This window comes from Micromonospora sp. NBC_00330, assembly GCF_036136635.1.
In the GTDB taxonomy this organism is placed as follows: Bacteria; Actinomycetota; Actinomycetes; order Mycobacteriales; family Micromonosporaceae; genus Micromonospora; species Micromonospora salmantinae.
On record NZ_CP108012.1, the window covers coordinates 6,035,821 to 6,049,269 of the forward strand.

Sequence of the window (13,449 nt, forward strand, 5' to 3'; positions counted from 1 at the left end):
CTCAGTCCACCCCGAAGATCTTCTCCAGGTACGCCGCCACGCCGTCCTCGGTGTTCGCCGTCGTCACGTCGTCGGCGACCGCCAGGACGGCGCGGTGCGCGTTGGCCACCGCCACACCACGCCCGGCCCAGGTCAGCATCGGCACGTCGTTGGGCATGTCACCGAAGGCCAGCACGTCCGCAGCGGCCACCCCGAGCTGGTCGCAGTACCAGGCCAGCCCCGCCGCCTTGGTCACACCGGCCGCCGAGATCTCCACCAGCCCGGAGGACGACGAGTGCGTGGCCTCGGCCAACCCCGCCACCGCCGTGGCGATCAGCTCGGCGAAGGCGTCAGGGTCCTGCTCGCCGGCTCGGGCGAGGAGCTTCACCGCCGGCACCGAGAGCAACTCCTCCGGCGTCTCGATCGGCCGAATGCCGTTGGCGTCGGCGTCCCAGCGCAGCGGGTAGTGCGCCTCGTGCCGCATCTCCCGGCTGTCCAGGATCTCCACGGCGAAGCTGATCCCGGGCACCTCGGCCCGTAGCCTCCGGGCCACCTCGGCCAGGTGGTGCGGGGCGAGCGGGTCAGCCCGCACCACCTCGTCCTCGAACGGGTCGTAGACCACTGCGCCGTTCGCGCAGACCGCCGGCAGCGGTCGCGCGAGCTGGTCGTACACCATCTTGAGCCAGCGGACCGGACGGCCGGTGACCAACACGACCGGAGTGCCTCGCGCGGAGATCCGCGCGAGCAGGTCGGCGGTGCGTGGGCTGACGGTGTGGTCGTCGCGAATCAGCGTGCCGTCGATGTCGGTGGCGATGAGGCGGGGTGTGTCTCCCATTACCGGGACAGTAGCCGGTCCAGATACACCGCCACCCCGTCGTCGTCGTTGCGCAAGGTCACCTCGTCGGCGGCGGCGCGCAGCGCGGGGTGTGCGTTGGCCACTGCCACCCGCGACCAACCGGCCCACTCGAACATCGGCAGGTCGTTGGGCATGTCACCGAAGACCAGCACATCGGCCGGGTCGACCCCGAGGGTCTGCGCCACCACTGTCAGCCCGGTCGCCTTGTCCACGCCGGGCGGGCAGATCTCGATGAAGCCGAGCCCGGCCTGGGTGAGCGTGGCGACCTGCGGCGAGACGATCCGGCGGGCCACCGCCAGCAGCTCGTCCACGTGATGGTCGGCGGTGCGGGCGAACGCCTTGATCACGTCGCAGGCGAGGCACTCGTCGCGAGTGCGCGCCTCGAAGCGGTCCTGGTAGGGCCAGCTCTCGTGGTAGTCGCCCCACAGCGGGGCGTCGTTCTCGTCGGACGCCTCGACCATCACGGTCAGCGGGCCGACCTCCGCCTCCAGGTCGGCGAGGAGCCGGGCCAGCACCTCGGCGGGCAGCCGCTCGTCGCGGAGCACCACCGGGCCGCTCGGGTCGCTCTGGTCCACCACCCGTCCGCCGCCGGCCATCACCAGGAAGTCGGCGGCGCGGATGTCGTTGCGGGTCAACTCGGTCAACCGAGGGCCGCGTCCGGTTGCGCCGACCACCGGAATTCCGGCGGCGCGCACCCGGTCGAGCACCCCATGGGTGTACGCGGAGACGGTGTCATCGCTGCGGACCAGCGTCCCGTCGAGGTCGGTCGCGATCAACTTGGGCAGTCCCGGGCGGGTCATCGTTCCTCCTTCGCCCGCCGCCGTCGCACCTGCCGTGGCCAAGGAAACCGGGGCCCGGCGTGACGGCGGGCAGCAACCGTACCTCGCGGAACGGGTCGCATCCATGGCTTCCAGGCGAATCGGACGCCAACCCCGGCCCTCCGCAAGATGTCCCCCGCGCGCCGCCCTCGCCGTCCCCGCCCTCGCCGCCCTCGCGCGCTGCCCTCGCCGCCCTCCCCGTCCCCGCGATCTTGCACTTGTGGTTGCCGATTTGCCGGGTTGGCCCCGCTTTGTCGCGACAGAAAGTGCAAGATCGGCGCGGTAGGGGGTTGGGCGGCGCGGGGCGAGGTCGGCGCGGCGCGGGGTTGGGCGGCGCGGGGTTGGGCGGCGCGGGGTGAGGTCGGCGCGGTGGGGGTTCGGGTTGGGGGTTAGGGCTGGGGGTCGGGGCGGGCGAAGGGTGCGGCGGGGGTGACCGTCAGGTCGGCTGGGGCGGGGAGGCCGTCCTCGATCGGGTCGGGGTCTCGGCGGCGGCGCCGGGGCCGTGGTGCTGGCGCGTCGGCGGGGTGGTCGTCGTCCGGCGGCCCGAACGCGCCAGAGGGTGCGGCGGGGGTCAGCCGCAGGGCGGCCCCGAACAGCACACAGGCCACGAACGCCATCACCAGCCCACGGCCGTACTCGACCTGGAAGCCGTCCTGGGGCGAGTAGAAGAAGTTTCGCTGACCGGGGTTGTCGAGGCTGGCCGTGGCGGCCACCAGCAGCGCCAGCAGGGCGCCGGCGAGGGTGAGACCGGCCAGCCGGGCGTTCGGCCGCACGGACGCCGTGCCGCGCAACGTCAGCGCCACGGCGCAGACGAGGGCGAGAAGCCCGACCAGGTAGCCGATCCCGAAGCCACCGACCTCGGACACCCCGGCGGGCACCTTGATCGTCGTGTTTCCGTCGGGCCCGCCGTTCGGCAGGTTCATCACCAGCCACTCACCGACCAGCGAGGCGACCGCGGCCACCGCGCCCAGACCGGCGAGCAGGAGGGGCAGCCGAGGGTCCTGCGCGAGATCGGCCAGGGACCAGGCGAAGCGGCGTCGCGGGGCCGGCTCGTCGGCACCCCACTCGATCACCGCCGGGGCCTCGGATCGGTCGCCCTGCCGCGGGATCGGAAGCTCCTCGGACATCGGCCACCCTTCCGCCGGTCACGGACCTGGGTCGCATCATGGCACAGCAAGCTGGTGGTGACCGGGATCGCAGGGCTGGCGAGCGCGCCGCTCTGTCGCTCGGCGGTCGCCTTTCCGCTAGCGTTTGCCCCATGCCTATCCGTACCGCTTCAGCACAATGGCAGGGCAATCTCACCGAGGGCGCGGGCACCATCCGCACCGGTAAGGGCGGCCTGTCCGGCAACTACTCCTTCAAGTCGCGCTTCGAGGAGGGTGAGGGCACCAACCCCGAGGAGCTGATCGCCGCCGCGCACGCCGGCTGCTTCTCGATGGCGTTCTCCAAGGCGCTTGCCGACGCGGGCTCCACGGCCACCTCGGTCGAGACCACCGCCAAGGTGCACCTGGACAAGACCGACGCCGGCATGACGGTGACCCGGATCGACCTGGAGACGGTCGGCCAGGTCCCGGGGATCGACGACGCGGAGTTCCAGAAGCTCGCCGAGGCCGCCAAGGCCAACTGCCCGATCTCCCGCCTGCTCTCGCCGGGTGCCGAGATCACCCTCAACGCCCGCCTGGCTGCCTGAGCCAGCCGGCCCACACCGTACGTCCACGGAAGGAGCCTCCGCCCGATCCCGGGTGGTCGCTTCTTCCGTGCATGTGCGGATGACGGCCACTGTCGTCCAGCAGGACCGGGCCGCGTGCCCCCGCGTCGGGCACAATGGGCGAGGTGCCGGTGGAGATGAGCCGTGAGCGCTTCGAGGAGTTGGTCGGCGAAGCCCTCGACGAGGTGCCCGAAGAACTGCTCGGCCTGATGAACAACGTGGTGATCCTTGTCGAGGACGACCCGCCACCGGGCGAGGTCGACCTGCTCGGCCTCTACGAGGGGCATGCGCTCACCGAGCGCGGCTGGGACTACTCCGGCGTGCTGCCCGACCGGATCTTCATCTACCGCCATCCGATCCTGCGGATCTGCGACAACGACGAGGACGTCATCGACGAGGTGGCGGTGACAGTGGTGCACGAGATCGCCCACCACTTCGGCATCGACGACGCGCGACTGCACGCGCTCGGCTGGGGCTGAGCCCCGCGGGCCACACGACCCCGCCGCACGACCCGCCGCGCCGCGCCGCCCGGCCGATGGCCGGTGCTTGCCGAGGTCGCCTACCGTCGGTGCAGCGAACGCGACCCTATTCAGGAGGCCCTTTCATGCGCAGCGAGCTGTTCTCCGCGGAGAATCTGGAGAAGGAGTCCGCGCAGCCCGGCATGCGGTTGCAGAACTCCAAGATGTTGAAGATCGAGCTCAACGGCGAGGCGATGGCCCGGGTCGGGTCGATGGTCGCCTACCAGGGGAATGTGCAGTTCCAGGCGTTGGGTTCAGGTGGCCTCGGCAAGTTCCTCAAGCAGAAGCTCACCGGCGAGGGCGTCCCGCTGATGAAGGTCACCGGGCAGGGTGACGTCTTCCTCGCCGAGTTGGCCAAGGACGTACACATCATCGACCTGGAGCCGGGCGACGCCCTTTCCATCAACGGCAGCAGCGTGCTCGCCTTCGACTCCACCCTCCAGTACGACATCAGGATGGTCGGCGGCGCCGGGATGGCGTCCTCGTCCGGCCTCTTCAACTGTGTGTTCAGCGGCTACGGGCGGATCGCCATCACCACCAAGGGCACCCCGGTCGTGCTGAACGTGGACGCCCCGACGTACGTCGACCCCCAGGCCGCGGTCTGCTGGTCGGCCAACCTCCAGACCGGCTACCACCGGGCCGAGCAGCTCGGCCTCGGCACTCTGCTCGGCCGCCGCACCGGTGAGTCGTTCACCATGAGCTTCGCCGGTCAGGGCTTCGTGGTCGTGCAGCCGTCCGAGGAGCCGCCGGTCCTGGGCAGTGGCCAGCAGCAGCAGGAGGGCGGTCTGCTCGGCGGTCTGCTGAGCTGACCAGGAGTGGCGCTGGCCGCAGCTGACCTGTCGAGCTGACCGCAGCGGCGCGGGCGCTCCCGTTCTCCTGGGGGCGCTCCGCGCCGGTCAGGTCAATTCACCGGTACGCAGGCGGGTCAGCCAGGCCGCCGCGTCGGCGTAGTCGACGTCGGAGAGGCCCGCTGGCGCGGGCACCGGGCGTTCGCCGGCCTCGGCCCACCGGTGCCGGGGGTAGGAGCCCAGGAAGCGGACGTCGGCACAGACCCTGCGGAGCCCCTGCAACGCCTCGCCCAGGCGTACGTCGGCCACGTGGCCGGTGCAGTCCAGGAAGAAGACGTAGCGGCCCAACGCCTCGCCGGTCGGCCGGGATTCGATCCGGGTCAGATTGACCCCACGGACGGCCAACTCCATCAGCACGGACAGCAGCGCGCCGACCCGGTCGTGGGCGATGTAGACAGCGAGCGAGGTGAGGTCGTCACCGGTCGGCGGCGGTGGCGGCCCGGGGCGGGACACCAGCGCGAATCGGGTCACCGCGTCGGGGTGGTCGGCGATCTTGTCGGCGAGGATGGTGAGTCGGTGTCCGGTGGCGCCGATCGGTGCGCAGATCGCCGCGTCGTACTCACCCTTGCCAGCACCGGCGGCGGCCGCGCCGTTGGAGAGCACGTCGACCACCACGGCGTCGGGCAGGTGGTCGCGCAACCAGCCCCGGCACTGGGTGGACGCCTGTGGATGGGCCGCCACGGTGCGAATCGAGGTCAGCGGGGTGTCGGGCCGCGCGGCGAGCACGAACTCCACCGACAGGATCACCTCCCGGGTGATCACCAGCGGCTCGCCCTCGGCCATCTCGTCCAGCGTGACGCCCACCGCGCCACCGATCGAGTTCTCCAGTGGCACCAGCGCGGCGTCGGCGTCGCCGGCGCGGACGCTGTCCAGCGCCTCTCCGACGCTGCGGGCGGGCGTACGGGTGCCGCGTTCGGCGGCGGGTATGGAGCGCAGGGCCTGCTCGGCGAAGGTGCCCTCCGGCCCGAGGAAGACGAAACGTGTCGGCGGTGTTCCCGGCATGCCGATCAGCCTACGCACCCGGTCCGTTGGCCGGGCCGGCGTCGCAGGCGAGGGCGCGAATCCCGGCCGGGCTGGTGGCGCGTACCTCGATGGTGCAGACGTCCGTGCCGGCGGTGACCAGCGCCGGGGAACGGGGCTCACCCCGGGTGACCACCTGGAGTTCCTCGTGCCCGGTCACCGTCAGCACTGTGAACTGCCAGTCAGCGGCGCAGAGCGGCCCGGTGCGGACCTGGACCCGGACGTCCGCCGGCAGCACTCCGGCCCGGCCGCGCAACAGTTGCAGCACCCGTTGGCCGGTCGGCCCGTTGCGGCAGGCCGTCGCGACCAACCCGGCGTCCGGGGTGGGCGTGACCGTACCGAGGGACGGCGCGGTGGTCGGCGGGGTGGCCGGTGCGGTGCTCGGGCCGGACGGTGTCGGGGCTGCGGTGTGGGTGGGCACGCTGGTCGGCTCCCCCAGCCCGGGTGGGGCGCCGCAGCCGGCCAGCGCCGCGACGGCGAGAGCCATCGGCAGGACCCGGGCGAGGCTCCGCGCCGGAACGCGATCGGTTGCCCGGCCTGGAGCCGCCGGTGGGGGGTGGATCGTCGACCGCGGTGAGGGGGACGCGGGCGGGGGTGGGGTGAACGGCACGGGCCGATCCTCGGGACATCGGAGAATTCGTCGCGGCCGGGGTGGCCGAGCCCATCGTAGGGTGAGCGGCCGTTCGGGTGAAGGTCAGCCGGTGACGCGATGCCCGGCGCGCTGGAGCGCGGCCGTGCCCTCGGTCAGCCGGACGGTCGGCACCAGCAGATAGTCGGTGTCGAACGTGGAGAACGTGACGGCACTGACCCGTGCCTCGGCGAGCGGGTCGACCAGCGCGGCCAGGCTGCCGGTGCCGGCCAACGCCACCGGGGCGGTGACCCGTAGGCAACGCCAGGTCGTCTCCACCACAGCCTGTGCCGGTGCCCGGTCGGTCGGGCAGATCACGGAGATGCCGTCGGAGGTCCAGCTCACCGTCACCACGTCCGCGCCGCGCAGCCCGCTCGAGAGCGCGTACGGCAGGGTAGTGCCGGCGGCCAGCCGGCACACAGCGTATTCCCCCGGCAGCAGAGCGATATCGAGCATGGGGGCACCCTACGGCCTTCGTGCGGACCCACCCGGACAACGCCGCGTGCGGCGAAGGACACACTGCGCCGCAGGTCAGACTTCGGAGAAGAAGGTGAGTGAGCCGGCGACGGTGCCGTCGGTGAGCACCGGGGTGGAGATCGCGTCAACTGTCGCGTCGGAGCTGTTCGCCGAGGCGGCCTGCACCCTGAGTAGCCCACGGGCGAGTCGGCCGGAGGAGAGCGCCAGCAGGGGCGGAATCTTGTCGATCTCGGCTTCGGTCAGCTCGCCCCGGTTGGCGGTGAAGTCGAGCAGGCGCAGCCCGCCGTCGAGCAGCGGTCGCCCGATCAGCCCGGCCGGCTCACCGAGACAGAGCAGCTCGCACCCGGCCGTGGAGATCGCCACCACCCGGGTGTCGGCGTCGATCAGCAGGCACGGCTCGTCGGCCCGGGAGACTGTCGACGACCATTGGCCGACGTTGTCGGACTCCGGCTCTGTCGAGGCCCGCGCCGCCGGCACGAACGCTTCCGAGAGCGAAAGTTCGACGTGGGCCACCGCGCCTCCTATGTGCACCGATCGACTGTCCACGCTAGCGGGTCGCCGACGGAATCACCGAGCGCACCGGGTCACCGGGGCGCGCAGCGTGAACCGAGGCGACCGGTGACGGCGCGGAGACCGGTGAGGTGAACGGGGGGACCGGAGCCGCGTGGCGTCGCCGGTGACGTTACCGGCGGTGGGCCGGCTTGTCAGCGGCCGTTCGGCCCTCGTCGTACCACCGGTAGTCGGCGGTTGGACGGTACGTGCCGTTCAGCCAGGTGCCCGGGTGCTGCGCGACCCGGGAAAGCTTCTCGGCGGTGGCGGGGCTGATCCGGCTGCCGCCGGCCACGAGCAGCCGGTCCAGTTCCCGGTGGGTGGCCATCAGACAGTCCTTCGGAAGGCCGTAGACGCTGATCACACCAGAGCCGACGAAGGTCAGCACCGGCGTCACCGGAACGGGCAGCCCCACCGCCTCGGAGAGGGCCTTGCTGGCCCGCTTGGCGTCCCGGCGGGACTCGGCCACGTACGGAGGCCGCTTGCCGTTGATCTGCACCACGTCTCCGGCGACGAGCACGCGGGCCCGGCCGTGGTCGGCGATGGTCACGGCGAACAGGCCGCTCGGCCCGATGGCGAGGAACCCGGCTCGGTCGTCCTGACCGCGGTCGAGAACGTCCGTCACGTCGGTGCGCGGCCACTCGATCACGTGCCAGGCAGGCCCGAGGTGGTCGAGTTGGCCAAGTGCCCGTGCCCCGGCCGCCTCCAGGCGGCGTGCACCGCGCTCGGCCCGACGGCGGCGGGCCCATTCGAGCGGTGTCGGACGGACCGGTTCGAGAACCCCCGGCGCCTCGACGCGGGGGTGCGGCACCGCGACGGGCGGCAGTGCCCGAGCGGACGGTACGGCTCGTCGTGCGGGAAAGACAGTCATCGCGACCTCCGGCAAAAGGTCCCTCGAAGTTATGTCCTCACTACCCTACGTTGCCACTACCGGTGTTCGGCAAGCCGGAGCGCCGGAATGACTGTGGATGAATGCCATATTCATCCACAGTTCTTTTCTCGGATGCCGCTAAACCCTGCCCTACGCTGCGGGAGTGACCCACTACGTCGACAGTGAAGTCGGGCGGCTCGGCACCGTACTGCTGCACCGGCCCGGCCCCGAACTGGCCCGGCTCACCCCCCGCAACAACGACTCGCTCCTCTTCGACGCGATCCCCTGGGTGGGGCGCGCCCAGGAGGAGCACGACGCGTTCGCCGCCGCCCTGCGCGAGCGCGGCGTCGAGGTGCTCTACCTGGCCACCCTGCTGGCCGAGACGCTGGCCGTCGCGGACGCCCGGGCCGAACTCACCGAGCAGGTGCTGCGCTCCCGGCGGCTCGGCGACACGCTGCGCGCCCGCGTCGCCGATCACCTCTCCTACCTGGACCCGGCCGCGCTGGCCGACGTGCTCACCGCCGGGCTGGCCCACGAGGAGTTGCGGATCAGCTCCGAGCGACCGGGTGGGCTGGTCTACACGCTGATGGACCGCCACGACTTCGTCATCGACCCGTTGCCCAACCTGCTCTTCACCCGCGACTCGTCGCTGTGGATCGGCGACCGGGTCGGTGTCACCAGCCTGGCCATGCCGGCCCGCCGCCGCGAGACCACCCTGACCGACGCCATCTACCGCCACCACCCCCGGTTCGCGGGCACCGAGTTCGTCTACCGCCCCAGCCTCGAGCACCTGGAGGGCGGGGACGTGCTGCTGCTCGCGCCCGGGGTGCTGGCGGTCGGGGTGGGCGAGCGGACGACCCCGGCCGGCGCGGAACGCCTCGGCCGGCAGGTCTTCGCCGCCGGCCTGGCCCACACCATCCTGGTGGTGCCGATCGCCCAGAAGCGCGCCACCATGCACCTGGACACCGTGTGCACGATGGTCGACGTGGACGCCGTCCTGATGTACCCCAACATCGCGAGCACGCTGTCCGCGTACACGGTGATCGCCGGCGGGGACGGCGAGGACCCGCGGGTGGACGGGCCGGCGCCGTTCCTGCGGGCCGCCGCCGACGCGATGGACCTCGACCTGCTCCGGGTCATCGACACCGGGCTGGATCCGGTCACCGCGGAACGCGAGCAGTGGGATGACGGCAACAACACCCTCGCGCTGGCCCCTCGGCTCTGCGTCGGCTACGAGCGCAACACGGAGACCAACGCCCAACTGGAGCGGGCCGGCATCGAGGTGATCCCGATCGCGGGCTCCGAGTTGGGCTCCGGTCGGGGCGGGCCGCGCTGCATGTCCTGCCCGATCACCCGAGACCCGCTACCCGTAGCCGGCTGAACACGCGACCGGCCCGTCACACGGCTGAGCGAGGTGCCCCCGAGGGGGAGACTGCCTGGCTCAGCGCAGGGTGAGCTGGCGGCCGAGCAGGCCCTGACGGGCCCGGCGGCCGGCGGCGTCGAGTGGGTCGGTGACGGTGAGCGCCTCGGCGTACCGCTTGGCGAACTGCGCCACCGGCTCCTCCCACTCGGCGGCCGGGGTCTCCTCGGGCAGGTCCCAGACCGGCACGAGTCGACCGTGCGCGCGGAACATGCCGGCGAACTTGGTCTGCTCGCCGAGCGTCAGCGTGCCGGCCGCGCCGAGTCGGGCCAGCGCGTCCAGGGCGGCGTCCTCGTCGTCCGGCAGCACCCAGCGCACGTGGGCCTTTTCCGGGACCTGACACCAGTACGCGGCCTTCGCCGCGGTCAGCCGGACCGTCGGGTAGATGGCAGCGTTGGCCCGCTCCAGCGACGCCTGGACGGTCGGATCGTCGGCGGCCCCGGGGTCGAGCCAGAAGTCGAAACCGTCGTGCATGGTGATGTCCAGCGGACCGTCCACGAGGATGTCCTGGAGCCGGGGCCCGGGGCCGGGCAGTGGCGGCACTGTCACCTGGCCACCCGGCTCGGCACGCAGCGCGCTGAGCAGCGCGTCGGCCAGGTCCCGCGACACGTCACCGGACTGCTGGTGGCGCTGGAGACCGATCAGCACCCGGCCGTCCGGCTTGGTGATCGCCGGGGCGGCCATGGGCAGCACGGTGGCGAGCGTCGCCGCCCGGTCGCCGAATTCCTCGACCAGGGCGGGCGCCAGCCGCAGCGGGGCGGAGGCGGCGGGCACCAACTCGCGCAAGGCGATCCACTCGGACTCGTCGACCAGCCCGTCGAACGGACGCGGCACGAAGACGTCCCGCACCTTCTCGCGACGGGGGGTGGTGTCGGCGGCGGCGCGCTGGCTCTTTCGACGCTTACTCACGGCGTCACAGCCTAGAGCCCCGAGCGTCTCGCCGTGACCGGGACCCGCCCGAGCCGTCCTCAGCCCGCCGACACCAGGTCGGGTCGAGGTGTCGGCGCCGGGTCGAACTCCGCCCAGACGCGCTGGCCCATGCCGTCCTGGTCGACGCCCCAACGGGTGGCCAGGCCGGCCACGATGTGCAGCCCGCGCCCGTCCGCCGCGTCCGGGTTGGCCGTCCGGAGCCGTGGCCCGGTGCTCGCGCTGCCGCCGTCGGTGACCCGAAGCTGGATCAGTGCGCCGTCGGCCGAGGGCCGCAGCTGCCAGGCAACCCGGATCACGCCGCCGGGTAGCGGTCTGGCGTGCCGCACCGCGTTGCCCACCAGCTCCGCGAGCACCGCGATCAGGTCCGCGAGGAGCGTCGGGGGTACGACGTCCGCCAGCTCGGCGGCGAGCCGGTGTCGGGCCAGCCGTGCCCCGCCCGGGTGGTGGGGAACCACCACGCACCAGGCTCGATCCCTCGTTGCCGCTGCCACCGTCGCCTCCACGTCGCGCCACCCCTGGTCAACCGCGTGGTAGCCGCACCTCTGCGACCGTACCGCCGCCGGTCCTCGGACGTAGGGATACCCATCCATTCTGCTGTTCAACGATCCTGCGGACGAGATAGAGGCCGAGCCCGGCCCCCGGGTAGCCGCGACGGTCGCCGGACTCGCCCTGCCAGAACCTGTCGAACGCCCGTTCCACGTGCTCGGGTCGGATGCCGATGCCCTGGTCGCTGACCCGGAACGCCACCAGATGAGCGTCGCCCGAGGCGGTGATCTCGATGGGAGAACCAGGTGCCGAGTACTTACCGGCGTTCGTCGCCAACTCGGTCAGCACGGTGGCCAGGCTGGGCCGGTGACCGAGCGCCTTGGGCAGGTCGCTCGGGAGGCGGAGCACCAACCGGCGGCGCAGCTCCGCCGGCAGGTCGACGACGGCGGAGCGCAGCGCTTCGCCGAGGTCGAACGGGGTGGGGGGGTCGTCGCCCGGCCCCACCTCGGCCGCCGAGCTGAGTAGACGGTCGACCAGCCGGGCCAGCTCGTTGGCGCGTTGCCCGATCACCCGGGCCGCCTGCCGTCGGTCGACGTCGGTCAGCGACTCCCAGTGGTCGGTGAGGGTGTCCGCGTACCCCTTGATGACGGTGACCGGGGTGCGCAGCTCGTGGCTGGTCACCGCGACGAACAGCTCGCGGTCGTGGTCGCGGCGCTGTTGGTCGGTGATGTCGCGGAAGGTGACCACCCGTAACGTGCCCGGGCCGGGCAGGTCGCCGGAGGTGATCCGCAGCCAGCGGCCGTCCGGCATCCGGTGGTCCCGAACCTGCCCGGAGGGCGGCAGCGGGAACGGTAACGGGTGGCTCAGCGCCTGCTCGACCGTCCGGCCGGTGACCTGGGCGGCGGCCGGGTTCCAGAGCCGGACGTGCCCGTCCCGGTCGACGACGGCCAACCCGTCGGCGAGGGCCGCCACCACCGGGCCGTCGCCGTGCACCGGCAGGCCACTCTGGTCGCCGTACATGTGCCCGACGCAGGAGGCGAGATAGGCGATCACCCCCTGCTGCTCGGCGCCCGGGTCGTCGTCGCCCGGGTAGAGCGCGTGCAGGCTGCCGACTGTGTGACCGCCGATCTCGGCCCGGGAGACGACCATCCGGCGCAGGCCGCTGCCGGCCAGTTCGCCGGCCAGCTTGCCGTTGAGGTCACTCACCCGCGCCTGGCGTACCCGTGGCCCGGAGAGCAGGCAGACGGTGTCCGGGTCGTCGACAGCCAGTGGTCGGCCGAGGGCCCACTCCGCCGCGCCGGTCGCGGCGATGACGCGACCGCCGGTCGGACCGAACTCGACGAACGCCATCCCGGTCGCGCCGAGCGCCGGCTGAGCCACCCGGAGCAGTTGGGTGAGGACCGGCAGGCCCGCGTCCCCAGAGTTGATCATCTCGATCACGACGGTGTGGCCGGCGAGGAGAGCGGGGAAATCGATACGCTCCGGCATGTGCCGAGTCTGCCCCGCCGACCCGGTTTTGGGCACCCCCGCCCGGTCGATGGGTCAGCGGTCCAGCCGGGCGAGGGCGTACGCGGGCCGGTCCGTGATGATCCCGTCCGCCCCGGCGGCCAGCACCAGCTCCAGGTCGGTCGGCTCGTTGACCGTCCAGACGTACACCTGGTTGCCGGCCGCACGCAGTGCGGGCAGCAACTGCGGGCGGGCCCGGACCAGGCCGATGCCCGGCCCGGCGATCCGGGTGCCGAACGGCAGCCGACCCAGCCGCAGCCAGCGCGGCAGCACCTCCAGCAACAGCACCGTGGGCAGCGTCGGGGCCAGCTCGCGCACCCGACGGACCGCCAGCGGGGAGAACGACATGACGGTGACCTGCACCGGATCGTCCGGCGCGGGGTCGGCCAGCCCGTAGCGGCGCAGCAGGCTGACCAGTCGCCGTTCCACGTTCGAGCCGTAGCGGGACGGATGCTTCGTCTCCACCAGCAGTCGGACCGGCCGCCCGGCGGCGAGCACCGCGTCCAGGAGACGGGCCAGGGTCAGCAGCCGGGTGTGCGACTCGTCCGGTGGCAGGTCGCCGTCGGGGGCGCTGCCCGGGTGCCACGAGCCGAAGTCCAGGGCGTCCAGCTCGGCGAGCGTACGCGCGCTGACCAGACCGCGACCGTTGCTGGTGCGGTCGAGTCGTCTGTCGTGCACGCAGACCAGGTGCCCGTCCCGGGTCAGCCGGACGTCGCACTCCAGGCCGTCGGCGCCCTCGTCGAGGGCGCGCAGGTACGCGGCGAGGGTGTGCTCGGGTAGGTCGAACGAGGCGCCGCGGTGCGCGAAGACCAGTGGCCCGCCCATTCCGCCGGCC

At 72.4% G+C, this 13,449-nt stretch carries 16 protein-coding genes; 4 read left to right on the forward strand and 12 right to left on the reverse strand.

What is annotated here, in order from left to right:
- Window position 1 precedes the first annotated feature (1 nt).
- The 3 genes from OG598_RS27450 to OG598_RS27460 all read right to left on the reverse strand — a co-directional run bounded on the left by OG598_RS27450 (window position 2) and on the right by OG598_RS27460 (window position 2,780).
- Window positions 2-814, reverse strand: a complete 813-nt coding sequence (locus OG598_RS27450; RefSeq protein WP_210787440.1) for an HAD family hydrolase — start codon at window positions 812-814, stop codon at window positions 2-4.
- A complete protein-coding gene (locus OG598_RS27455) occupies window positions 814-1,635 on the reverse strand; it encodes an HAD family hydrolase (RefSeq protein ID WP_328651682.1) in 822 nt (273 codons plus the stop codon). The genes OG598_RS27450 and OG598_RS27455 overlap by 1 nt, the downstream gene beginning before the upstream one ends.
- A gap of 407 nt (window positions 1,636-2,042) precedes the next feature.
- Complete coding sequence (locus OG598_RS27460; RefSeq protein WP_328651683.1) at window positions 2,043-2,780, reverse strand: hypothetical protein; 738 nt, start codon at window positions 2,778-2,780, stop codon at window positions 2,043-2,045.
- 131 nt (window positions 2,781-2,911) lie between these two features.
- Between OG598_RS27460 and OG598_RS27465 the strand changes: the two genes are divergently transcribed.
- From OG598_RS27465 to OG598_RS27475, 3 genes are all read left to right on the forward strand, one after another.
- Window positions 2,912-3,343 (forward strand): OsmC family protein, encoded by a 432-nt coding sequence (locus OG598_RS27465; RefSeq protein WP_091396762.1) that lies wholly within the window; start codon window positions 2,912-2,914, stop codon window positions 3,341-3,343.
- Window positions 3,344-3,492: 149 nt separating this feature from the next.
- Window positions 3,493-3,840, forward strand: coding sequence for a metallopeptidase family protein (locus OG598_RS27470; RefSeq protein WP_030487733.1), 348 nt, complete (start codon window positions 3,493-3,495; stop codon window positions 3,838-3,840).
- Window positions 3,841-3,965: 125 nt separating this feature from the next.
- Entirely contained in the window at window positions 3,966-4,688 is a 723-nt protein-coding gene (locus tag OG598_RS27475; protein ID WP_112583872.1) for an AIM24 family protein, read from the forward strand.
- Between the two features lie 87 nt (window positions 4,689-4,775).
- Here OG598_RS27475 and pheA read toward each other — a convergent pair whose 3' ends face one another.
- The 5 genes from pheA to OG598_RS27500 all read right to left on the reverse strand — a co-directional run bounded on the left by pheA (window position 4,776) and on the right by OG598_RS27500 (window position 8,272).
- On the reverse strand, window positions 4,776-5,729 hold the full coding sequence (gene pheA / locus OG598_RS27480; RefSeq protein WP_328651684.1) for a prephenate dehydratase: 954 nt from the start codon (window positions 5,727-5,729) through the stop codon (window positions 4,776-4,778).
- Between the two features lie 10 nt (window positions 5,730-5,739).
- Window positions 5,740-6,234: a hypothetical protein gene (locus OG598_RS27485; protein ID WP_328651685.1), complete on the reverse strand. Its 495-nt coding sequence runs from the start codon at window positions 6,232-6,234 to the stop codon at window positions 5,740-5,742.
- 207 nt (window positions 6,235-6,441) lie between these two features.
- Complete coding sequence (locus OG598_RS27490) at window positions 6,442-6,831, reverse strand: ACT domain-containing protein (protein WP_112724985.1); 390 nt, start codon at window positions 6,829-6,831, stop codon at window positions 6,442-6,444.
- A gap of 75 nt (window positions 6,832-6,906) precedes the next feature.
- Window positions 6,907-7,365 (reverse strand): hypothetical protein, encoded by a 459-nt coding sequence (locus OG598_RS27495; protein ID WP_112583869.1) that lies wholly within the window; start codon window positions 7,363-7,365, stop codon window positions 6,907-6,909.
- 169 nt (window positions 7,366-7,534) lie between these two features.
- Window positions 7,535-8,272, reverse strand: coding sequence for a hypothetical protein (locus OG598_RS27500; RefSeq protein ID WP_124821449.1), 738 nt, complete (start codon window positions 8,270-8,272; stop codon window positions 7,535-7,537).
- 163 nt (window positions 8,273-8,435) lie between these two features.
- Here OG598_RS27500 and OG598_RS27505 point away from each other — a divergent pair, with 163 nt between their 5' ends.
- Complete coding sequence (locus tag OG598_RS27505) at window positions 8,436-9,653, forward strand: arginine deiminase (RefSeq protein ID WP_091396783.1); 1,218 nt, start codon at window positions 8,436-8,438, stop codon at window positions 9,651-9,653.
- A 60-nt stretch (window positions 9,654-9,713) separates the two neighbouring features.
- Here OG598_RS27505 and OG598_RS27510 read toward each other — a convergent pair whose 3' ends face one another.
- From OG598_RS27510 to OG598_RS27525, 4 genes are all read right to left on the reverse strand, one after another.
- Entirely contained in the window at window positions 9,714-10,601 is an 888-nt protein-coding gene (locus tag OG598_RS27510) for a DUF5926 family protein (protein ID WP_328651686.1), read from the reverse strand.
- A 59-nt stretch (window positions 10,602-10,660) separates the two neighbouring features.
- The gene (locus tag OG598_RS27515) at window positions 10,661-11,080 is read right to left on the reverse strand and encodes an ATP-binding protein (protein WP_328655453.1); all 420 of its coding nucleotides are present in this window, start codon (window positions 11,078-11,080) and stop codon (window positions 10,661-10,663) included.
- Window positions 11,081-11,141: 61 nt separating this feature from the next.
- Window positions 11,142-12,596, reverse strand: a complete 1,455-nt coding sequence (locus OG598_RS27520) for a PAS domain-containing sensor histidine kinase (RefSeq protein ID WP_328651687.1) — start codon at window positions 12,594-12,596, stop codon at window positions 11,142-11,144.
- Window positions 12,597-12,650: 54 nt separating this feature from the next.
- Window positions 12,651-13,439: a glycerophosphodiester phosphodiesterase gene (locus OG598_RS27525; RefSeq protein WP_328651688.1), complete on the reverse strand. Its 789-nt coding sequence runs from the start codon at window positions 13,437-13,439 to the stop codon at window positions 12,651-12,653.
- Between the last annotated feature and the right edge of the window lie 10 nt (window positions 13,440-13,449).